Source organism: Winogradskyella wandonensis, from assembly GCF_004346845.1.
In the GTDB taxonomy this organism is placed as follows: domain Bacteria; phylum Bacteroidota; class Bacteroidia; order Flavobacteriales; family Flavobacteriaceae; genus Winogradskyella; species Winogradskyella wandonensis.
Genome location: NZ_SMGI01000002.1, coordinates 668,742 through 691,241 on the forward strand (window position 1 = coordinate 668,742; position 22,500 = coordinate 691,241).

21 protein-coding genes are annotated in these 22,500 nt (G+C 32.5%); 4 read left to right on the forward strand and 17 right to left on the reverse strand.

What is annotated here, in order from left to right; genetic code table 11:
* Positions 1 to 114 precede the first annotated feature (114 nt).
* On the reverse strand, positions 115 to 723 hold the full coding sequence (locus tag DFQ05_RS07740) for a DUF4254 domain-containing protein (protein ID WP_132704819.1): 609 nt from the start codon (positions 721 to 723) through the stop codon (positions 115 to 117).
* 70 nt (positions 724 to 793) lie between these two features.
* Between DFQ05_RS07740 and upp the strand changes: the two genes are divergently transcribed.
* Entirely contained in the window at positions 794 to 1,453 is a 660-nt protein-coding gene (upp, locus tag DFQ05_RS07745; RefSeq protein WP_132705111.1) for a uracil phosphoribosyltransferase, read from the forward strand.
* On the opposite strand, the gene DFQ05_RS07750 is transcribed toward upp, so the two are convergent.
* Positions 1,442 to 2,359, reverse strand: coding sequence for a DUF6427 family protein (locus tag DFQ05_RS07750; protein ID WP_132704820.1), 918 nt, complete (start codon positions 2,357 to 2,359; stop codon positions 1,442 to 1,444). The genes upp and DFQ05_RS07750 overlap by 12 nt on opposite strands.
* 41 nt (positions 2,360 to 2,400) lie before the next feature.
* Here DFQ05_RS07750 and DFQ05_RS07755 point away from each other — a divergent pair, with 41 nt between their 5' ends.
* A complete protein-coding gene (locus tag DFQ05_RS07755; RefSeq protein WP_132704821.1) occupies positions 2,401 to 2,628 on the forward strand; it encodes a DUF6341 family protein in 228 nt (75 codons plus the stop codon).
* Here the strand turns inward: DFQ05_RS07755 and purD are convergent.
* Positions 2,623 to 3,894: a phosphoribosylamine--glycine ligase gene (gene purD / locus DFQ05_RS07760; RefSeq protein WP_132704822.1), complete on the reverse strand. Its 1,272-nt coding sequence runs from the start codon at positions 3,892 to 3,894 to the stop codon at positions 2,623 to 2,625. The genes DFQ05_RS07755 and purD overlap by 6 nt on opposite strands.
* Positions 3,895 to 3,978: 84 nt before the next feature.
* On the opposite strand from purD, the gene DFQ05_RS07765 reads away from it, so the two are divergent.
* Positions 3,979 to 5,292: a phenylacetate--CoA ligase family protein gene (locus tag DFQ05_RS07765; RefSeq protein WP_132705112.1), complete on the forward strand. Its 1,314-nt coding sequence runs from the start codon at positions 3,979 to 3,981 to the stop codon at positions 5,290 to 5,292.
* Complete coding sequence (locus tag DFQ05_RS07770; protein WP_132704823.1) at positions 5,293 to 6,444, forward strand: glycosyltransferase family 4 protein; 1,152 nt, start codon at positions 5,293 to 5,295, stop codon at positions 6,442 to 6,444. It begins immediately after the preceding gene.
* Here DFQ05_RS07770 and DFQ05_RS07775 read toward each other — a convergent pair.
* From DFQ05_RS07775 to DFQ05_RS07840, 14 genes are all read right to left on the reverse strand, one after another.
* On the reverse strand, positions 6,441 to 7,850 hold the full coding sequence (locus tag DFQ05_RS07775; RefSeq protein WP_132704824.1) for an exopolysaccharide biosynthesis polyprenyl glycosylphosphotransferase: 1,410 nt from the start codon (positions 7,848 to 7,850) through the stop codon (positions 6,441 to 6,443). The genes DFQ05_RS07770 and DFQ05_RS07775 overlap by 4 nt on opposite strands.
* A 3-nt stretch (positions 7,851 to 7,853) precedes the next feature.
* Positions 7,854 to 8,849 (reverse strand): UDP-glucuronic acid decarboxylase family protein, encoded by a 996-nt coding sequence (locus tag DFQ05_RS07780; protein WP_132704825.1) that lies wholly within the window; start codon positions 8,847 to 8,849, stop codon positions 7,854 to 7,856.
* A gap of 1 nt (position 8,850) precedes the next feature.
* Positions 8,851 to 10,152, reverse strand: coding sequence for a UDP-glucose dehydrogenase family protein (locus tag DFQ05_RS07785; RefSeq protein ID WP_132704826.1), 1,302 nt, complete (start codon positions 10,150 to 10,152; stop codon positions 8,851 to 8,853).
* 3 nt (positions 10,153 to 10,155) lie between these two features.
* Positions 10,156 to 12,126: a polysaccharide biosynthesis protein gene (locus DFQ05_RS07790; RefSeq protein ID WP_132704827.1), complete on the reverse strand. Its 1,971-nt coding sequence runs from the start codon at positions 12,124 to 12,126 to the stop codon at positions 10,156 to 10,158.
* A complete protein-coding gene (locus DFQ05_RS07795) occupies positions 12,126 to 13,460 on the reverse strand; it encodes an O-antigen polymerase (protein WP_132704828.1) in 1,335 nt (444 codons plus the stop codon). The genes DFQ05_RS07790 and DFQ05_RS07795 overlap by 1 nt, the downstream gene beginning before the upstream one ends.
* Positions 13,457 to 14,587: an aminotransferase class I/II-fold pyridoxal phosphate-dependent enzyme gene (locus DFQ05_RS07800; protein WP_132704829.1), complete on the reverse strand. Its 1,131-nt coding sequence runs from the start codon at positions 14,585 to 14,587 to the stop codon at positions 13,457 to 13,459. Before DFQ05_RS07800 ends, DFQ05_RS07795 begins: the two co-directional genes overlap by 4 nt.
* Before the next feature lie 61 nt (positions 14,588 to 14,648).
* On the reverse strand, positions 14,649 to 15,602 hold the full coding sequence (locus DFQ05_RS07805) for an MraY family glycosyltransferase (protein WP_132704830.1): 954 nt from the start codon (positions 15,600 to 15,602) through the stop codon (positions 14,649 to 14,651).
* A 25-nt stretch (positions 15,603 to 15,627) separates the two neighbouring features.
* Positions 15,628 to 16,542 carry an NAD-dependent epimerase/dehydratase family protein gene (locus tag DFQ05_RS07810; protein WP_132704831.1) on the reverse strand — a complete coding sequence of 305 codons (915 nt, stop codon included), beginning with the start codon at positions 16,540 to 16,542 and terminating at the stop codon, positions 15,628 to 15,630.
* A gap of 8 nt (positions 16,543 to 16,550) precedes the next feature.
* On the reverse strand, positions 16,551 to 17,762 hold the full coding sequence (locus DFQ05_RS07815) for a glycosyltransferase family 4 protein (RefSeq protein ID WP_132704832.1): 1,212 nt from the start codon (positions 17,760 to 17,762) through the stop codon (positions 16,551 to 16,553).
* Positions 17,734 to 18,867, reverse strand: a complete 1,134-nt coding sequence (gene wecB, locus DFQ05_RS07820) for a non-hydrolyzing UDP-N-acetylglucosamine 2-epimerase (RefSeq protein WP_132704833.1) — start codon at positions 18,865 to 18,867, stop codon at positions 17,734 to 17,736. Before wecB ends, DFQ05_RS07815 begins: the two co-directional genes overlap by 29 nt.
* Positions 18,868 to 18,877: 10 nt before the next feature.
* The gene (locus DFQ05_RS07825) at positions 18,878 to 20,011 is read right to left on the reverse strand and encodes a polysaccharide biosynthesis C-terminal domain-containing protein (RefSeq protein ID WP_132704834.1); all 1,134 of its coding nucleotides are present in this window, start codon (positions 20,009 to 20,011) and stop codon (positions 18,878 to 18,880) included.
* Positions 20,005 to 20,436 carry a WxcM-like domain-containing protein gene (locus DFQ05_RS07830; protein WP_132704835.1) on the reverse strand — a complete coding sequence of 144 codons (432 nt, stop codon included), beginning with the start codon at positions 20,434 to 20,436 and terminating at the stop codon, positions 20,005 to 20,007. The genes DFQ05_RS07825 and DFQ05_RS07830 overlap by 7 nt, the downstream gene beginning before the upstream one ends.
* A gap of 7 nt (positions 20,437 to 20,443) precedes the next feature.
* A complete protein-coding gene (locus DFQ05_RS07835; protein ID WP_132704836.1) occupies positions 20,444 to 21,451 on the reverse strand; it encodes a polysaccharide biosynthesis protein in 1,008 nt (335 codons plus the stop codon).
* On the reverse strand, positions 21,435 to 22,460 hold the full coding sequence (locus DFQ05_RS07840) for a glycosyltransferase (protein ID WP_158281899.1): 1,026 nt from the start codon (positions 22,458 to 22,460) through the stop codon (positions 21,435 to 21,437). Before DFQ05_RS07840 ends, DFQ05_RS07835 begins: the two co-directional genes overlap by 17 nt.
* Between the last annotated feature and the right edge of the window lie 40 nt (positions 22,461 to 22,500).

Genomic DNA, 22,500 nt, shown 5'->3' on the forward strand with positions numbered 1-22,500 from the left:
AGAAACATATTTCGAAGAAAGCACCTTACGCAGTAAGTTGTAAGTGTGTCAAATATCAATTTTAAAGATTTCTCGACTACGCTCGAAATGACAGTAGTTTATGTACGTTGCTAATTATTTTTGTCCGCGCAACACTGGGTTAAGCTCATCATCGTTGTACATTTTCATTTGCTTGTACACTTTCATATACTTATCGCCATTAGCAATATCTGTCAATAAATCGTCAATGGCTGTGCTTAGGTCCACACGTTGCTCCAATAAAACATCTAGTTTTTTCTGGCAAGCTGCTTTATGGCTGTCACTTGCATCTTCGCGAACAGTCTCTAAATGCATATGGTAAATTTTAAGTGCCAAAATAGACAAGCGGTCGATTGCCCACGCAGGACTTTCGGAATTTATTTTAGCATTTGGCTTTACCTCTACATCTTTGTATTTGTCAAGAAAGTAGCTGTCTATATATTCTACCGTGTCTGTTCGGTCTTGGTTAGACGCATCAATCATTCGCTTTAATTTTAAAGCGGCAACTGGGTCTATATTTGGGTCTCTAATAATATCTTCGTATGCCCATTGTACAGTGTCTATCCAACATTTTCTGTATAATAAATGAGCGATTAAATCGTCATTCTTATCATACTTATTTGTAAACGGTTGATCAACGGTGTTTAATACTTTATACGTTTTAATGACGTCTTGAAATATGGAGTTTGCTTTTTCTGAAAACATTGTAAAAGATTTAGTTCTGCAAATATAGTTTGAATTATTAACTTTGAATACTCAATACTTATCTAGCCTTATGCACATTCATCATCTTTCTGAAACACCATCAATCTTAAACACATTTCTTGCTGAAATTAGAGATGAGGTGATTCAAAAAGATTCTATGCGTTTTAGAAGAAATATTGAGCGTATCGGTGAAATCTTAGGTTATGAATTGAGTAAATCCCTTCAATATAATTCTAAAAAAATTACAACTCCGCTTGATAATTTACAGGCGCAACTTCATCAAAAAGATATTGTTCTCTGCTCTATCTTAAGAGCAGGAGTTCCGCTGCATAACGGCTTACTTAACTACTTTGACACAGCGGAAAATGCATTTATTTCAGCTTACAGACAACACAAAGAAAACCCAGAAAGTTTTGATATCGTTGTGGAGTACTTGGCTTGTCCTAGTTTAGAAAACAAGACGCTTATATTAGCAGACCCAATGCTGGCTACAGGACAATCTATGGTCGCTACTTTTGAAGCTTTAAAACCTTTTGGTACGCCAAAAGAAATTCATTTGGTAAGTGTTATTGGGGCACAAAAAGGTGTGGATTTTGTTTCAGAAAATTTTGACACTGACTCCCATTTATGGATTGCTGCTATTGATCAAAAACTAAACGAAAAAGGATACATCGTTCCTGGGCTTGGCGATGCTGGCGATTTGGCATTTGGCACCAAATTACAGAATTAAATTAAGGATAGGCACCAGAAGTAAAAGCGCCACAAAAACCTCTTTAAACCATTTCTCTTCTATAGTTTCTAAGTAATTGGCAACTATAATAGCAAATGGAACGAGAATAAAAACGAATTCGTTTCCATTTTTTAAAGGTGCAATCACTGCAATGATTACTGCGACAATCGATGCTATTACAATTAGCACGTGCGATGGCTTCATTTTTTTATTCTTTTCTGAAATTCCCTTTAAATAATACACCAAACTCCAAAAATAGACAGATGCGACAATGGTTAATTTTAAAATATTGGACAGCGAATTATACACAGAAAAGTCAAAGCTAATTGCCATACTAAAATTACTAAGTAGCAAGAATTGGTCTTTACATAAAACATTGTAAAGTATTAGAAGTATGGCTACGGTAAGTATTCCAAATACGGAAACCATGATATATTTTACTTCACTTTGCCAATAATAGGCTAAGGCAACAATGAGAACAACCACATAAAGAATTGCCCAAGAATAGAATAAGGTTGCGAGACCAATCCATAGTGCAGCATCAAAAAACTTTTTAATTAATCCTTTTTTAGAATGAAGACTAAGTAATCTTCGCATAGCAAATAACACAAGGAGATTTGCTACCAACAAATTAACGTCTGAAAACGCTTCTGGAATTGCCAGAAACAACAAGCCTAGCATCATTATAGCGAAACTATGACGCTTGGTAAGGTTATTTTTAGAAACAATGAAGTCGGTTATAAACATATAAAAAAGGCCAATAAATAAGATTAGCCCATGAACAGCCATTGATAAATTTTCTAAATCTTTCTGAAAAAAAATATGATATACAAATGCAATTATAATCAACGCGCAACCAATTATTAGGTTGACAGGTTTAGATTTACTAAAAATGCTTGTAATCATTTGCAGTTTTTGTATTTTTGCTCTGTAAATTTATTAAAGTTATGAAGGATTTCTTTTACGGTATACAAGATTTATTTGTTGACGTGCTTTTTGCGCCACTAGACTTTCTTAGAGAATTAGAGTTAACTAACTGGTGGGCAGCCAATGCTATGTCATGGTTTTTTATGCTTATTGGCTTTGTAGCCTTTGTATATTGGATGCTAGAGCTTAAAAAATATAACGATAACAACGAAGAAGATAAAAGCGTTTCGGCTCACTCTTATTTATAAGTCAAAACCAATATCTTTTCTAAAATACATCTTATCAAAACATAGTTTATCTATGCTATGGTAAGATTTTTTTATGGCCTGTTGGTAAGTGTCGCCAAAAGATGTTATTGCCATTACTCTTCCTCCAGAAGTTACTATTTTTCCGTCCTTTAACTGCGCTCCAGCATGAAACGGTATCGAATCTGTGATAGTTTCTAGTCCAATAATTTCTTTACCTTTCTCATAAGCCTCAGGGTAGCCGCCAGAGACTAGCATTATTGTGGTTGCAGCTCGTGAATCGATGTCTAAGTTAATTTCCGAGAGTGTTTCATTTCCCATAGCTTTAAAAATCTCAACGATATCTGTTTTTAATCTCGGTAGTACAACTTCAGTTTCTGGGTCGCCCATACGTACGTTGTATTCGATAACTTTTGGGTCATCACCTACTTTTATAAGGCCTATAAAAACAAAGCCTACATAAGGCAGATTATCTTTTTTTAGACCTTCAATAGTTGGTCTAACAATTCTCGTTTCAATCTTCTGTAAAAAATCGTCAGTAGCAAACGGTACGGGAGAAATCGCTCCCATTCCTCCAGTATTTAAGCCTGTATCACCTTCGCCAATACGTTTATAATCTTTTGCTGTTGGTAGAATTTTGTAATCTTTCCCATCGGTTAATACAAAACAACTCAACTCAATCCCATCTAAAAACTCTTCAATGACGACTTTAGTACTAGCATTTCCGAATTTAGAATCTACAAGCATGTGTTTAAGCTCCGTTTTAGCTTCTTCTAAATCATTAAGAATTAAAACCCCTTTTCCTGCTGCTAGACCATCAGCTTTTAATACATATGGTGCTTGTAACTTTTCTAGAAAAGCATAGCCTTCTTCCAAATTAGCTGCTGTAAAACTCTCGTAAGCAGCGGTTGGAATATTGTGACGCATCATAAACTTCTTGGCAAACTCCTTACTACCTTCGAGTTCTGCTGCAGCTTTCTGCGGACCAATCACTGTAACGTGTTTTAGGGTATCGTCATTTAAGAAAAAATCATGAATTCCTTGAACCAATGGGTCTTCTGGCCCAACAACCACCATGTCTATTTTGTTTTTTATAACAGCGTTTTTAATCGCTTGAAAATCTGTTACAGCTATTGGAAGATTTACAGCTATTTTAGAAGTTCCAGAATTTCCGGGCGCAACAAAGAGCGATTTACAAAGTGGACTTTGTGCTATTTTCCAAGCAAATGTGTGTTCTCTTCCGCCAGAACCAAGTACTAAAATATTCATGAGTTGTGTGTTGTTTGCACAAAAATAATTGCTTTTACGCTTAAAAAACAATTAATTTACACAAACCTTTTGGCTTCATATTTTTTGCGATTATTCGACCTTACTTTACAACTTAAAGGCTTTGCAATTGACAAGGCAAAACACGTATTGTCTGAAATTCAGGATATAAAAATTGCTGAGTTTGAAGCTTATGTCTTAAACCAAAGGCAATCTATTTTAGAATATCATTTAGCGCATAATTCATTCTATAAATCTAAAGGAAAGGATATTGATTTAGATGATTGGTATTCGGTACCCATAATGACTAAAAAGGATTTACAACAACCTTTGTCTAATGTTCTCTCCGATGGATTTCATAAAAAAAATATCTACATTGATAAAACCTCTGGTGCATCAGGCGACCCCTTTTATTTCGCAAAAGACAAATTTTGTCATGCACTCACATGGGCGCAAATTATAGACCGCTTCTCCTGGTACAATATAGATTTTAACACTTCTAAGCAAGCTCGATTTTACGGAATTCCATTAGATAAAAAAGGATATTATAAAGAGCGTTTAAAAGACCTTTTAGCAAATCGATTTCGATTTTCTGTTTTTGATTTAAGTGATGACGCTTTTGAAAAATGCCTTAAAAAATTTGAAAAAACATCTTTTGAATACATAAATGGCTACACAAGCCCCATAGTACAATTTGCTAAGTTTTTAAAACAAAAAAATATTGTTTTAAAAGACGTTTGCCCGTCTTTAAATGTTTGTGTCGTCACGTCTGAAATGCTTTTCGATAGCGATAAAATATTAATGCAAGAACAATTTGGTGTGCCTATAGTAAATGAGTATGGCGCATCCGAATTAGATTTAATTGCTTTCGAAAATCTACAAGGAGAATGGCAAGTTAATAGTGAAACGCTATTTGTTGAGGTTTTAGATGAGAATAACAAACCTTTACCTTATGGAGAAGAAGGCCGATTGGTAATTACGTCGCTATACAACAAAGCCTCGCCTTTTATTAGATACGATATTGGAGACATGGGTGTGCTTTCAAAAAATAGTTCAGTACAAAAGCCTATTTTAGAAAAACTTATTGGACGCACAAATGATATTGCCGTTTTGCCTAGCGGAAAAAAAGCAGCAGGACTAACGTTTTACTATATTACAAAAAGCATTATAGAAGATGGTGGTAACGTAAAAGAGTTTACTATAGAGCAGTTAAAACCTCATCTTTTTCAAGTAAATTATGTTGCTTCTGAAGCGTTATCAGAGTCTCAAAAGGAAACTATTAATAGGGCTATGATTAAGTATTTAGAAGATGGCGTTACTATTATCTACGAAAGATTTGAGAAATTAAATCGCTCTAATAGCGGAAAGCTAAAGCAATTTACATCGTATGTCAACCAATAAATGAAGGATATTCTTATTATATCGAACTATTTTCCGCCAGAAATCGGTGCTGCATCCAATAGAATCTCTCAGTTGGCAAAATCACTTTCTAAAGATTATAACGTCACGGTTATCTGCCCTTTACCAAATTACCCAACAGGAAAAGTGTTTAAGAATTACAACCGAAAGGAAACCCTTAATAATGTAACCGTTAATCGTTTGTGGCTATATCCGTCTAAATCTAAAAACAAGTTTGTACGCTTATTTTCGATACTATCTTTTAGCTTAAGTATTGTTTGGTACTTTTTATGGCATCGCATTCCTAAAACTGTCATCGTTAATTCGCCGCCACTTTTTGTTGCCTATGCTTCTCTACTATTTTTAAGTCGAAAAAAGCATCAATTAATACTCAACGTGAGCGATTTATGGCCAAAATCTGCCCTTGAACTCAATGCCGTTAAAAAAGGTTTTGGTTACAATTTATTACTGAAAATTGAACGTTACAATTACAGAAAAGCCGATTTAATTTCAGGTCAAAGCGAAGAAATATTGTCGCATATAAAAACTATTGTCACTGAAAAGGAAACGATACTCTTCAGAAATTATCCAGATTTTGAACCCCCTAAAATTGAAACAAAAAACACTTCAACTTTAGGTAAAATTAGAATTGTATATGCCGGACTGCTTGGTGTTGCACAAGATATTGTTAGCTTGGCGAAAAATTTAGACTATAGTAATATTGAATTTCATATTTATGGTTCTGGCGCAGAAGAAGAATCTTTAAGAGCTTTCATTGAGAGCAACTTAAAGTTACCAATTATATTTCATGGTAGTGTTTCCAGAGCTGTCTTGCATCATGAGTTGTTAAAGTATGACGCTACTATAATTCCGCTAAAGAATAGAATTTATGGGGCTGTCCCTTCAAAAATATTCGAATATTCACGTTTAGGCTTACCAATTATCTATTTTGGTGGTGGTGAAGGTGAGCGCATCGTTAAACAAAATGGTTTGGGATGGGTTGCTGAAGCAGGAAATTACAATGCTTTGAATGCTGTTATTTCAAAATTAAAGCTATCGGATTTTAATAGCGATTCAAAAAGAGAGATTCAGAAAACTGCAATAGATAATTTCAATGCCTCTGTACAATTAAAAGCCTTGAAAGAATTGATTTAATAAGCCTTTTCATCGCCTTTGATTACAGAAAGTATCGTTTTTCCGATGATATCCAAATCGAGTAAAATAGACCAATTTTCGATATAAAAAATATCGTATTTCACTCGGTTAATAATGTCCTCATCAGACTTAATTTCTCCTCTAAAGCCTTTAACTTGAGCTAAACCTGTAATTCCTGGCTTTACGTTATGTCTAAAAATAAAATTATAGGTATCTATCTTTTTTGAGTATGCCTCAGTGTAAGCCAACATATGAGGTCTTGGACCGACTACGGACATTTCTCCCTTTAAAACATTAATAAATTGAGGCAGCTCGTCTAAACTGGTTCGTCTTAAAAAAGCGCCTATCTTGGTTACCCTACTATCTTGCCTTTTTATATAATCTTCTTTTTCAGAGCCATTTGTTTTTAATGACCTGTATTTGTAGCAATTAAACTCCTTGTAGTTGATACCGTTTCTTTTATGCTTGTAAAATAATGGCCCTCTGGATTCTAACTTAATAAGCACAAAGAGAATTATACTAAGCCAAGACAATACAAACACGATTATTAAAATAGAAAACAAAACATCGAAAGCGCGCTTTAATACCCGATTAAAAGGTTGGTTTAGCGCCACTTCTTGTATGGATAATACAGGTAAATAATTGTAAAAATCTGTTTTTAGTCGTTTGTTTAAAAAGTCACTTGTTTTAGGAATAAACTTGATGTTGAATCGATTAATTTCGGCATATTTTACAAAACTATTAATCTCGTTTTCTGTTAACTCTTCCATTGCACAATAAATCTCGTCAATGGTTTGATTTTTAGAAATTAATTTAATGGCATCATCTAAGTTTCCGGATACTGATGAGGGTTGTTTATTGCTATAAACGCCTAAAACATTATAACCATACTTTTCATTTTCTTTAAAAAATGTTTCTAGCTCTTTAGCACTTTCTGTATTGCCAATAATTAATATTTGCCTATGATTTCCTTTAAGGAGTTTTCTGTAACTCCGAAGTCCATAAAACATTAAAAATTTTGCAGCACCAATTATAAAAAAAGAGGATAAGAGGTACTTTAAGATGATTGTTTTATTAATATCTATTCCTCTGTAAAAGCCAACAAATGCAAATACTATTATAAAAAATATTAAGAACTGCTTTATTAGAAGCCCAAAGATATTTAAGGAGGTTGTGTAGCGGTAAACATTATAAAACTTAATGCTAAACGCTGAAATGAGCCAAAGTATAGAAGCATAAAAAACAAAAACAGTAGCCTCACTCTTTAAAAAGCCAACAGACCAATAGGGCAATCCAAACGTCTTAAAGTCTATATAATAAGACGCAAGAAATAGAATAACTATAATATCGAAGAGAATAAGAATAGGTCTTAGTAACCAAGAATATCTGCCTCTTATGTAACCCATTTTTTAGTGCTTATGATATTTCGAGAAGTCTTTGTGCTCTTTCTTATACAATTCGTCATGACTTAAGCTCTTGAAATAATCAAATGTAATTTTCATACCTATTTCACGAGGTACTTTTGGTTCCCAATTCAGTAATCGTTTTGCTAAGCTAATATCAGGCTGCCTCTGAAGGGGATCATTTTGGGGAAGGGGTTTATAAATTATCTTTTGCTCTGATTCACCTAGTTTAATTATTTCTTTAGCAAAATCTAATATGGTTGTCTCATGAGGATTTCCTATGTTAACAGGCTCAGAGTAATCAGACAATAGTAATCTGAATATCCCCTCTACTTGATCATCAACATAGCAAAATGAACGTGTTTGTGAACCATCTCCAAAAACCGTTAAATCCTCACCTCGTAAAACTTGTCCCATAAAAGCTGGTATTACTCGCCCATCATTTAATCGCATTCGAGGCCCATAAGTATTAAAAATTCTAACAATCCTAACTTCAACTCCATGAAATCTATGATAGGCCATAGTTATAGATTCTTGAAAACGTTTGGCTTCATCGTAAACTCCTCTAGGACCTATTGTGCTCACATTTCCAAAGTATGACTCTGGCTGAGGATGCACTAATGGGTCTCCATATATTTCTGAAGTAGAAGCAATAAGAATTCTCGCTTTTTTGGCTTTAGCCAATCCTAATAAGTTGTGGGTTCCTAATGATCCAACCTTTAAGGTTTGTATTGGTATTTTTAAATAATCTATTGGACTTGCTGGAGAAGCGAAATGCAAAATAAAATCTAATTCATCTTTGATTTTTATGTGCTCTGTAACATCATGCTCTATAAAACTAAAGCTAGTATGGTTGAATAAATGATTGATGTTTTTTCTATCTCCTGTGATATAATTATCCATTCCGATAACTTTATATCCCTCCTTGATAAACCTATCACATAAATGAGATCCTAAAAAACCCGCAGCACCAGTTATCAATATTGTCTTTTGAGCTTCCATACTACAATCTTCCTATTGAAAAATATTCAAAATTTTCTGCTAAAACATCATTTACTTCGTAAAGATTTCGTCCATCAAAAATTGTTTGGTTTGCCATTAATCCTTTAAGTTTATCAAAATTAGGTGTTCTAAAAATACTCCATTCGGTACAAATAATAAGTGCGTCCGCATCTTTAACTGCATCATACATGTCATTTGCATAAGCAATCTTATTACCTATTTTTTTCTCAACGTTTGGCATTGCTTCAGGATCAAAAGCTGTAATTTTACAATTATTTTCTAGTAACTCATTTATAATTTCTAATGACGGTGCTTCTCTTATATCATCTGTTTCGGGTTTAAATGCCAAGCCCCAAATAGCAATTTTTTTATCGCTTAAACTGTTGTTAAAGTAATTTTCGATTTTAGGTATTAATGCTAGTTTTTGTTTTTGATTTACATCGATTACCGCATCGAGAATTTTGAAATCATAATTGGAATCCTTACCGGATTTGTGAAGAGCTTTAACATCCTTAGGAAAACAAGAACCTCCATAACCAATCCCCGGAAAAAGAAAACGTTTTCCTATCCTAGAATCAGTCCCCATACCAATACGCACCTTGTCTACATCAGCACCAACACGCTCACAATAATTAGCAATCTCATTCATAAAGGTGATTTTTGTAGCTAAGAAAGCGTTTGCTGCATATTTTGTAAGCTCAGCAGATTTTTCATCCATTACAATTATTGGATTACCAGATCTAACATAGGGCTTGTAAAGTTTTTTCATTTTTTCAATAGCACGCTCACTACTTGAACCTATTACAATACGTTCAGGCTTTAAAAAATCATCAACAGCAAAACCCTCTCTTAAGAATTCTGGATTGCTTACCACATCAAATTCTATATTAGTATGTTTGCCTATTACAGCTTCAACTTTTTCGGCAGTTCCTACTGGTACAGTACTTTTATCGACTATTATTTTATATTCTGTTATTTTTTTACCGATGTCTTCTGCTACACCTAAAACATATTTTAAATCCGCAGAACCGTCTTCATCTTCAGGAGTTGGTAAAGCTAAAAATATAATTTCCCCGTGGTCTAAACCTTCTTGAAGGCTTGTTGAAAAATTGAGGCGATTTGCCTTTATGTTTCTATGAAAAAGGATATCTAAATGAGGTTCGTATATTGGAACCTCTCCGTTTTTCATTTTATGGATTTTATTTTCATCAATATCTATACAAAGAACATTATTACCTGTCTCAGCCAAACACGTTCCTGTTACTAAACCCACGTATCCTGAGCCTACAACCGTTATATTCATAAACTAACTTGCTTTTTCTTCTGGTTTATCAAATTTTTCATAGTCCGAATTCATACTAACAAATTCAGGCACTATTTCTTTCATTTTTTTTACAATCTCTGACTTATCGCCTTTTTCAGCCATTTCTAAAAGTTCTTCAATATCAGATTTTACTTGAGTAATCCCAAGCGTACTAACTTTAGCAATCATTATTTTATCATTGTATGTTGGTAAAGTAGTTGTTTTATCGTTCAATAACTCTTCGTATAGCTTTTCTCCAGGTCTTAAGCCAATAATTTTAATTGGTATATCCTTATTTGGAGTGTAACCTGCTAGCCTGATTATTTTCTTTGCTAAGTCAATTATTCTTACAGCCTTACCCATATCGAATATAAAAATCTCACCTCCGTTACCCATTGCACCAGCCTCTAAAACCAACTGACAGGCTTCGGAAATAGTCATAAAATATCTAATGATATCTGGATGAGTAATAGTTACTGGTCCTCCTTCTTCTATTTGCTTTTTGAATAATGGAACAACTGAACCATTACTGCCTAAAACATTACCAAATCTTGTGGTTACAAAACCTGTTCTTTTCTTTAGACTTGTATTATTATCTTCTTGCAGGGCTTGTACATATATTTCAGCAATACGCTTTGAAGCTCCCATAACGTTGCTGGGATTTACGGCCTTATCTGTAGATACCATTACAAACTTTTCTGCACCAAATTCTTGAGACAAATCAGCTACATTTTTAGTACCCAAAACATTGGCAAATATAGCCTCGGACGGATGATTCTCCATTAACGGCACGTGCTTATAAGCAGCGGCATGATATACTACATCTGGTTTATACTTGTTAAAAGCTTTTCTTGTCTTTTCAATGTTCCTAATATCGCATATCACAGCTTCATAAGTAAGTTTGGGGAAATTATCCTTTATCTCAAGTTGAATATTGTATAATGGAGATTCTGCTTGGTCTAAAATAATTAACCTGCTAGGCTTGTAACCTGCTACTTGTCTTACTATTTCGCTTCCTATAGAACCTGCTCCACCAGTGACTAAAACACACTTATTAAATATCTCTTTGGCTACTAACTTATTATCAAGTTTTATGGGGGGCCTTTCTAATATATCTTCAATCTGAATTTTTTCAATCTGACTGGCGATATTTTTATTTTCTTCTATATCAGACAAAATTGGTGCGCGATAGACTTTCAGATTATAATCCAAGCATTTATCTATTAACGAAACTTTCTCTTGATTTTTGATATCTCTATCTGCGAGAATAAGCGCTTGTGCTTTGTGAGCTCTTAATGTAACAGCAATATTTCTCTGAATACTAATGATGGGAAGGCCAAGTATTTGCTTACTTTTGTTTCTATCTCCCTTATCAAGAAATCCTATAACTGTATATCTGTGTGGTTTTTCGGATTTTAATGCACTAGCTATAGCAATTGCGTTTTCATCTGTTCCAAAAACAAGCACTTTTAATTCATTATCTTTATTTGAGTAATTCAAATAGGTCTCAAATACTTGTTTGACTAAAACCCTAAACAAAAATAATCCACAAAAAGATATAAGTGAATAGATTAAGAGTGTCGGTACGAATATTATTTCTTGCTCACTATAAAGAAAATAAACATAATATGCCGTTAAGATGATAATCAAAGTGGATACAGATGCAACTAAGAATCTAATTGCGTCTAAAAATGTTGAATGTCTTATTAACCCTGCGTATGTTCTATAAAGGATAAAAAAGGCAACATTAACTGATATAATTAAAATTTCTGCTGTCGAAAATGTAAAATCAAATGGTTGACTTTTAATCTTGATTACTATTATCTTAGTTATTAGTAATGAGAAAATTATTATAGTAGTGTCAAACCCTAAAATGGCCCACCTAGGCAAGTACCCAATGTTTTTAAAGTCTAGTCTTTTTTTACTAGATTTTAAAACTTGCTCTATTGCTTGCTTTAGTTGGGGTTTTGGCATTATTTTAGATGCTTATTAAAGTAAATTTTTAAAAACAAAGATACCGTAAAGATTAAGAAGACAAAACTAATATAATAGGCATAAGAAGACAATAAACCGCCCCTTAAAATATAAAAAACAAAAGGAATGCTCACTAAATAAATAATTTTAAATAGCGAAGTGTTCTTAAAGTACCAAAAACGAGAGTCTAAATATGAAAATGATAATGCAAGGAAAATAAGGAATACTCCCATGCCAATATATCCAAAATTAATATATCCCTCTCCCAAAAAGCTAATTGCTACATTAGAAAATCCATCATAATTTAACTTGCTTGCTAACAAGTGTCCACTTCCTGTGCACTTATCTTCCCAAATACTTCTTGGCACAAAAAAGAAAATAGTGCAAAATAATTGTTCGCCTCCTGTGTTAACAGAGTTTGTTATTGCCTGAACTGAATTTTGGTAAGAGTCAAAGTGAGCTTCTTTGAACATATTTAATTGAAAAACATTCTCAGGTAATAATTTGGTGTTGTATCTAAAATGGTGTAAATAAGGAAAAACGGTTAAGAAACTAATAATAAAAACTATAGAGAATATATATTTTCTATAAAAAATCCTAAAATACACAAGTAGTATTGGTAAATATATTACTCCAAGACTATATCTAGGAATAGCCGTGGGAAAGTTTAGTAATAAAATTATAACTAAAAGTGAGATTTCTATTTTAAAAATCTTTTTGCCCGAAAACTTATAGAACAGAAAAAAAACTAGTGGCAAAATTCTTAGCTGATTTATTATCATAAATACATGAGAAGAAAAATTAGATTGCCCATTAATTAACATTTCACGTGATAGAAAAAATTTAATGTTGAAATTAAAGCTCCAATAAATAATTATAAGAATTAAGATTGATGCTATTAAAACTAGTTTTCCGTAGTCTTTTTGGGGATTTGGTTTTAATTGGCTTACTATAATGTTTTGCGTATAATATTTTTTAGCTTTAATGTGATAAATTAAAACATAAGTCAAAATTGCAATTAAGAATAAAATATTACCAGCTAAATAATCCGAGTCAGATAATTTGTTTTCAATTCCCATAAAAGTAATGTCCTCTTTAAATTGAATTGCAGGAGCTATTCCTATGAAAAAAAGATTGAATAAATGAAACATTATATTTAATGAAAATGGACGAGATTTAGAAGAAAAAATACCAACTAAAGAAACAACTATTATTAAAAAACTAGTAAATAAATAGCTTAGGTTATATCTTATTCCATTATTATTGAAAACTACATAACTCAAAAAAACCAGAATTGCCACAAATAATATTTTGGCTAGTCTATTTATCTTCATATAGTTTCTATTGTTCTTTTGATTCTAAACAAGTCCTCTTCACTTAGTATTGAGCCACTTGGCAAACAAAGCCCAGAAGAAAAAAGTTTTTCACTTTCGCCGTATCCAAAATACATTGAGCCTTTATAAATAGGTTGTTTATGCATCGGTTTCCATAGAAGTTTTGTTTCAATATTCTCTTCCTCAAACTTTTTTAACAATTCCTCTTTTGTAAAAGGAGCTGTCTTTTCATCAAAAAAAATACAGTTTAGCCAAAAGTTTGAAAAAACATAGTCTCTATTTTCAGTAAAAACATTTACGCCTTCTATATCTTTAAAAACGCTTCTATAAAAAAGATTAATCTCTCTTCTCTTTTTTATATAATCATTAAGAACCTCCATTTGACCTAAACCAACACCAGCATTAAGATTACTCATTCTATAATTATAACCAATATTATTATGGTAATAAAACTTTTTAGCCTCCCTAGCTTGGGTTGCATAATAAATTATATTCTCTTTCTCCTCTGTAGAATTACAAATTAAAGCACCTCCACCAGAAGAAGTTATAACCTTGTTTCCATTAAATGATATTATAGAATAGTCTCCAAAAGTACCGCATTTTTGACCTCTGTGGCTGGAGCCAAGTGCTTCTGCGGCATCTTCAATTATGGGAATATTATATTTATTAGAAATCATTAAAAGTTCATCTATCATTGCAGGCATACCATATGCATGAACAATAATAATAGCTTTAGGCTTACGGCCTTTTTCTAATCTATTTTTTATAGCAGTTTCAAGATGCTTGGGGCAAATGTTCCATGTTTGCGGTTCACTATCAACAAATATTGGTTCGGCGCCTACATACTTTATTGGGTTTGCTGTAGCGCAAAATGTGTTAGTTTGGCAAATAACTTCGTCTCCATGAGAAACGCCTAATTGAATCAATGCTAAGTGTATAGCAGATGTTCCCGAATTCAACAAAACGACCTCTTTATTTCCGCCTAAATAACTTTTCAATGCTCTTTCAAAGTCTTCAATATTCTCTCCGTAATATGAAAGTTCATTGCTTGACAAGGCTCTACTGACATATTTATTAACAGAGGGGCTGACATGTGTTGCCGATAGAAAAATTTTTCTCTTTTTCAAAAGGTTTGATTTTCTTTTTATTTAAGTCTTAAACGTAAAATAAAGGATAATAATATTCCTGCTAGTTCTGGTTTTTTAATAAGCGAAATAATGCTATATAAACTAAAAGCAAAATTAAGCTTATTACAAAAAATACTATAGACTGAATTACTAGGCTTTGCTTATATGTATTCAATATAATTAAGAATATCGCGAATTGCAACAAACCGTACATTAAAGATACTTTTATGTGAGAATAGTTTAGAACATCTGTTAGCTTTTGGTATATATGATGCCTATGAGCCACTGTAACATTCTCTCCAAGAAATTTTCTGTAAATAATAGTTAAACCAGCATCAGTAAGATAAACTCCCATCAAAAGGATAAAGAGAGGTGACTTTAACTTTATTGTAAAGAAAGAAAGAAGAAAAAAAAGTGTCACTGCAAGACATATACTACCAATATCTCCACAAAAAAAGCGTGCCTGCTTTCTAAAATTAAAAAAACCGAAAATTAGTATAGATATGATAATGAAAATTAATAATTGCCCATCTATTAAATTTTCATAGATATTAATTATGTAAAGGCTTAAAAACGCTAGTAAAGAATATATACCGGTCATTCCATTTATACCGTCCATAAAATTAAAGATGTTTATAAAACCAACCCCAAAAGTTAGTAGTATTGGGATAATACCCCAGTATATGTCAGTAAAAAGAATTAATTGATACATTATTAATCCTATAGAGATAAATTGAAATACTAGTCTTATTCTTGAGCTAAGTGAGATTAAATCATCTATATAACTTATCAGGGAGATTATGGTTAATCCAATCATAAAATATGACATTTTAAAACCACTGAAAATAAAAAATATTAAAATAGCTAAATAAAAAATCAATCCTGCTCCTCTGATTATTGGCTCTGTATGTGAACTTCTATGATTTGGTTTGTCAACAATATCATATCGTTCTGCTATTTTAATATATAATATTGAAAACACCAATAATACTAGTGCTACTACAATGTATTCCATTCTATATTCTTACTTAAAGAATTATTTATTTTTCTAACCAATAAGCTGGATGACTAATAACCTCCTTGGGATTCCAACCGCAAGTTCGCGCTTTTTTGTCATTAAATGTCAAAGGCTTTGTGAGTTTAATCAATTGTCTTTTGTTTAAAGGCAATCTCCTGCCTGTTATAATTTGAATAATATCTCCTATATATGCTCCAAATAAAGCAAAATAGTAAGGTATTGATATTGGTTTTTTTAAACCTAGAAACTCAGTTATTTTCTCGGATAACTCATAAAACGTTGGGTGATATCCGTCTGTTAAATTATAAGTCCCTCCAATTTTCATTATACTAGGTATAAATACAGCAACATCATATGCGCAAACCATAGATTTTTGAGCATTACCTTTCCCTATATTGAAATAGTATCCTCTTTCCAAAGCATGAATCATAGACTTTAAATTTCCTTGTGGGGTTGCTCCTAATAACAGAGGGAGTCGTAAAATTGTTACAATTACTCCGTGATTTTTTCCCCATTCTCTTATTGCTTCTTCTGCTTTAATTTTACTCTTTCCATACGCATCTGTAGCAAGTAGCTCAACGTCCTCTGAAATATTATATCCACTATCTAACCCATAAACCGAAACGGTGCTTATAAAAACTATAAATTGAGGCTTATGCACTAATGCAGAAAGCAAATTTTCCGTACCATAATAATTTATATTGTAGAATTCCTCTCTTTCTTTATCATTTGTAGGAATAGAATGTGCCTTCCCGGCAGCGTGAATAACCAAATCATATTCTTGAGATAAAACAGGTATTGTCTTGGAGATGTCGGCAGAAATAGTTGATGTACTATCTCTACCTAAGGTGTCAAAATTGAAATTTAACCTTGTTAGTTCTGAAATAATATACTTTCCTAAAAAACCTGAAGCCCCAGTAACCAAAACTCTTTTCATAAACAATTTTAGTAGTTACTGTACAACTTATTAAATTTTCTTAAAATAAGCTCTTTGTTATAATGTGTTTCGGCTAAAAATCTTGCATTTTTGGAAAGCATCTCAAGCTCATTAGTATTTGTATTAGCTATCTTAATAAGCGTGTTTGAAATATCTTCTAAATTTCCCGCCTCAGCAAACCAGCCGATATCGTGATTCTTTAAAACAAAATATAGTTCAGAATTAACATCTCCTATGTAAAAAATAGGTTTACCGGCAGCTAAAAGATTATAAAATTTTGAAGGAACACCTAATCCGTACATATTTTCTTTTAATGTAACAACTCCTACAGCGGCATCAGACATAAACTCATCTTGCTGTTCTCTTGGTATCCACCCATACTTTTCAATGTGTTTAGTTTTTTCTTTATTTATAAAAGCTGTTATATCATTTTCCAACGCTCCATTTCCGATAAACGTAAACATATATGGCTCGTTTTTAGTTTTTTTTAAGGCTTCAAGCAGAATTTCTAGACCTTGTAAACGTCCCATGTTTCCTGCAAATAGTAGTTTCTTTATAGATGATTCAGGAATTGGTCGAGCCGAAATATTCTCTGTATCTGACCAGTTTTCAATAATTGTAATATTTTTTTGATTTCCTACTTTCTTCTCAAATAGTTTTAGCATATCTCTACCTAGTACAATTATAGTATCCATTTTTTCAAAAGCTTTATCAAAAATGCGCTTAATCATTTTGTAGATATAGCTTGTTTTAGATTTTAAAACTCCTGATATGACTAAGTTTTCAGGAAAAACATCGTGCACTAGTATTTTTATTTTCCAATTTCTTCTTCTGGCTACTGAACTTGCAAAAAGAACTAAAAGTACAGGGTTAGTAACCATGAAAATTTCTGAATTATTAGGAATTTTTCTTGTCATTAAAGACAGCATCTTACAGGTTATCAAAAAATGTCCTATTGCCCTAAAAAAAAGACTATTCTTATTATAGCCTTTAGATTTTATTCGATTGATTTCTATTTCAGGCAGGGTTTTTATTTCGTTTTGTTCTTCTTTTTCTTCGTAAAATTCTGGACCACATATGACAGAAACTTTATAATCATTTGACAATGACTTGGCAATTTCAGTCATTATATATCCCGTTGATATAGTTTCAGGATAAAATAACTCAGAAACAAGCCATATGTGCTTTTTATTATTTTGACCAGACAACTCTATTGACATAATCTGTATAAGATAGAATTATACGCACCATTTTCTCGCTAACATTTGGCATTGAGTAATCGTAAACTTCTCTAAAATTACGTTTTGGGCTTCTGTTTTGAACTTCTAAAGCGGTTAAGCCTTGCATTATTCGTTCTGGATTTAACCCCACCATCATAACTGAAGCTTCTTCCATTGCTTCTGGGCGCTCATGAGCTTCTCGAATGTTTAAAGCATGGAAATTTAAAATTGAAGATTCCTCCGAGATTGTACCAGAGTCTGACAATACGGCAAAAGAGTACATCTGTAATGCATTGTAATCTGAAAAGCCTAATGGTTTTAAAAATTGAATGTTTTTGTGCGTTTTTAGATTTTTATCATTCAACATATTTCGTGTTCGAGGATGTGTTGAGACTATAATCGGGTAATCGTATTTTTCTGCAATTAGGTTTAATGAATCTATAAGCCCTTTGAAGTTTTTTGGATTACTAATGTTTTCTTCTCTATGAGAAGAAACAACAAAGAATTTGTGGCTCTCTAAATTAAGTTTATTTAATACCTCAGATGCTTCAATCTGAGGTAAGAACTTATGTAAAACCTCGTACATAGGGCTTCCCGTTTTTATTACTCTATCTGGAGACAGACCTTCTCTTAAAAGGTATTCCCTAGCAATACTACTGTAGGTTAAGTTTATATCTGCAACGTGATCTACTATCTTACGATTTGTTTCCTCAGGGACACGCTGGTCAAAACAACGATTGCCTGCTTCCATATGAAATACTGGAATCTTTCTCTTTTTTGCGGGTATGGCACATAAACAAGAGTTAGTGTCTCCTAAAACAAGAAAAGCATCAGGGTTTACCTCCTCTAGTATTGGGTCTATTTTTATAAGAATATTACCAACCGTTTCTGTTGCGTTTTTACCTGCTGCTTCTAAAAAATAATCGGGCTTTCTTAGACCTAAATCTTCGAAGAAAATTTCGTTTAACTCATAGTCATAATTTTGTCCTGTATGCACTAGTATGTGCTCGATAGCTTCATTTTTATCCAATGCTATTAAAGTACATGATAGTCTTATTATTTCTGGTCTTGTACCTACTACGGTTAGTACTTTTAGTTTCTTCATTTTAATAATTTTATACTTCTACAAAATAAGTATCTGCATCATCGGGATTGTAAGATTCGTTAATCCAAAATAAGGTTATTAATTCGGTATTCCCAATATTAGTAATATTATGTGTGTGCCAAATAGGCATATCTACATAAGCGGGCTCATCTCCATCTAATAAATACTCAATAACCTCATCTGTATTAATTTTTCTCAATTTTATGGAAGCCTTCCCCTTAATTACTGCAAAACGCTCTACTTTACGCGTATGATAATGATTGCCTCTAGTAATCCCTGGAACTGTTGTTGAGTAAGAGGATTGACCAGCGGTATCTGATCGCATTATCTCTACAAATGCACCGCGGTTATCTGTATGTTTTACAAATTTTCTCGGAAAGTAATCTTTGGGAATGAAGCTAGTAAACGTATTAAATAAATCTAACTCAAAAGAATTTAAATTTACTTTTGGTACTTGTCCATTGTCTACATAATCTTTTTTAAAGTCTTCTAAGAGAGATAATATTTCTGAAACATTTTTTGATGACGTGTGTGGTACAACAAAAGATTGTATACTTTTAGTTTTTGGTTTTAAAATTTCGTCATAGAAAGCTTTTGATAGTTCGTTGATGTATATAAGATTAACTTTACTGTCATTGATTACAGTAGGTTTTTCCCCTTGAATTATTTGATGGCAAAATGTTGCTATAAAAGAATTATAAAATGGCTTCCCAAAAGGTCCAAAAACATTGGGTATAATAAATGAAGTTACTGATGCTCCTACTTTAGATGCCCAGTCTTCAAAAAGTTTTCTTCCATCTCGTTTAGACTTCCCATAAAGGTTATCATTCTCTTCCTGAGTTGAAGATGAAAAAACTATCTTAGGATTACTTTTTGTAGCCTCACATGCATCTAAAAGCTTTTTAATCAAGTTAACATTTGTGTTGTAAATAACGTGCTGGTCTTCGTGCCTGTTCATAGCTGCTATGTGAATAATTACATCACATGTGGAGACAAAATTTTGAAGCTGGGATTCGTTTTGAAAAAAATCTCTTTTAAATTCAACATGCTGAATTACCTCTTGCTTTGTGCCAAGGAAATTATAAAGATGGCTTCCCATGAAACCTCCTTGACCAGTAATGCCAACTTTAATTTTGTTTACCATGTTGTCCATTTATTTTGGTCATATCTAACATAATCATCTTCTATTTCTTGAAAACCATAGTCTGACATAATCATAAGCTTAGAGTTTTCTTCTAATGCTTTAAAGCCATTTACATACCCGTTTGGTATATAAAGTATCTCTTCCTTGTTTGAGGATAATGTATATTCGTTAACCTTTAAATTATCGTCTGGAGTTTCCCAATTATCAATTTTAACTAGCTTAACTTCAAAGCTGCCTCTCACACATCTAAACCACCTGCTTTCTATCTTGTGTCCTTGCCATGCTCTGATAACATTAGTATTAAAATGAGTTGTGAAATACATTCTTTTAATTTCAGACATGTCAAACTCATTAAAAAATTGTAACAGTCCTCTATTATCAGAATAAGAACCTCCTGTAATTATTTCTGGTAATGATTCTTGCATGAAAATCTTACTTTATATCTTCTCCAATAAAATCTAGTTTTAGCAGGAGTTTTTTCATGCCTTGGACATCTAGTTGCTCTGTATTATGAGAGTGATAATCTTCAACTGTATTCATGTCTATTTCTCCCTCAGAAAAATAGTTCGCATAATTTAAATCTCTACCATCTGCTGGGACTCTGTAGTAATCTCCTAAATCCTCTGCCTTAACACGTTCTTCCCTTGTTAATAGGGACTCATAAAGCTTTTCACCATGTCTTGTTCCTATAATTTTAAGTTTACTATCAGATTTGTAGAGTTCTAACAATGCTTTTGCTAAAATCTCAATCGTAGCCGCAGGCGCTTTTTGAACAAACATGTCTCCAGGCTTGGCATTTTTAAAAGCAAAAAGTACTAAATCTACTGCATCGTCAAGAGTCATCATAAACCTTGTCATACGAGGGTCAGTAATTGTTAAGTCACTTTTGCTTTGCATTAACTCAACAAATAAAGGTATTACTGAGCCTCTTGAGGCCATTACATTTCCGTATCGTGTTCCTGAAATAATGGTATTGCCTGCATTTCTAGATTTTGCAACTAAAACCTTTTCCATCATAGCCTTAGAAATACCCATTGCATTAATTGGGTACACGGCTTTATCTGTACTCAATACAACAACGTTTTTTACGCCATGAGCAATAGCAGCATCTAAAACATTTTCCGTACCAACAACATTGGTCTTTACCGCTTCCATAGGGAAGAACTCACAAGACGGCACTTGCTTTAAAGCAGCTGCATGAAAGATGTAATCTACACCTCTTACAGCAGTTTCTACAGACCTGTAGTCTCTAACATCGCCTATATAAAACTTTACCTTAGGGTTGGCTACCTTTCGTCTGAGTTCGTCTTGCTTTTTTTCGTCTCTAGAAAACACTCTAATTTCTGAAAAATGGTCTGTGCTCACAAATCTATTTAAGACAGCATTCCCAAATGACCCTGTTCCGCCTGTTATAAGAAGTTTTTTATTGATCATCTTCATTTTTACTTTCTAAAAGTATATTTACATATTCATCCAATTTATTTTCTACTTTGGATATTTGTTCTTTACCATTTAAATCCCCATCTAAAAAGGCCTTCATTTTTTCAGCAATACTTAATGCATCCTTGGGATTAAAAGTTTCAACTTTTTCAAACACATCATAAGCATAAGGCAAATCTGAAACTAAAACCCTTAGCCCTAAGTCATGAGCTTCAATTAAAGGCATTCCAAAGGCCTCAGCAATAGAAGGAAATATTAAACAACTAGACTCTGAATATACCTGCTCTATTTCTGAGTTATCAATATATCCTAAATTTACAATTTTATTGTTGTTCTTTTTATTTAATTCGTGTAAGCTCTCTATTAATTTTTTTTCTGTTTTAGGGATTGTTAAAACCACACTAGGCTCGTGTCCTTGTGCGTTTAAAATACTAATAGCATGAAATAATTTAGCGTGGTTTTTATGTGGAGCACCACTACTTACATAACAGAAATCGTATTTTTTATCTACTGATATGGTCTTATTAAACTTCTTATAAATTGGTATGTTTATAACATTTCTACATCTAGTCTTTTTGTTAATCAACTTTTCAATATGTGGAGATTGAACTAAAACTCTGTCTACATTATTGCAAAATAACCTAAACCAAAGATTGTAGAACTGAAATTTAATCCCTGATGCCGTTAATAAATTTTTCTTCTTAAAAAAAAGCTCATTATAGAAAACAAGTGAAGACCTCTTGTTTTTAAAAAAAGGGGGGAGGTTACATAAAAAAACAACATTGCTTCTTTTTTTAAAATATCTTACTATAGTAGACTTAAAAGTGGATTTTTTTATCTCTAAGTTTTTATATCCTTCTTTTTCTATTTCATTTATGACGTGATTATAATTTAAATAAATTATAGCATCAACATTTTTAAACTGAATCTCCTCAAGTAACAATTTTAATAGAACTAAACCGCCTCCTGAATATATATTGCTAGCCTCTAAAATGATTTTCTTTCTCAAACTAAATATTAGTAAAAAACAAAAATAAATAATTGATTTT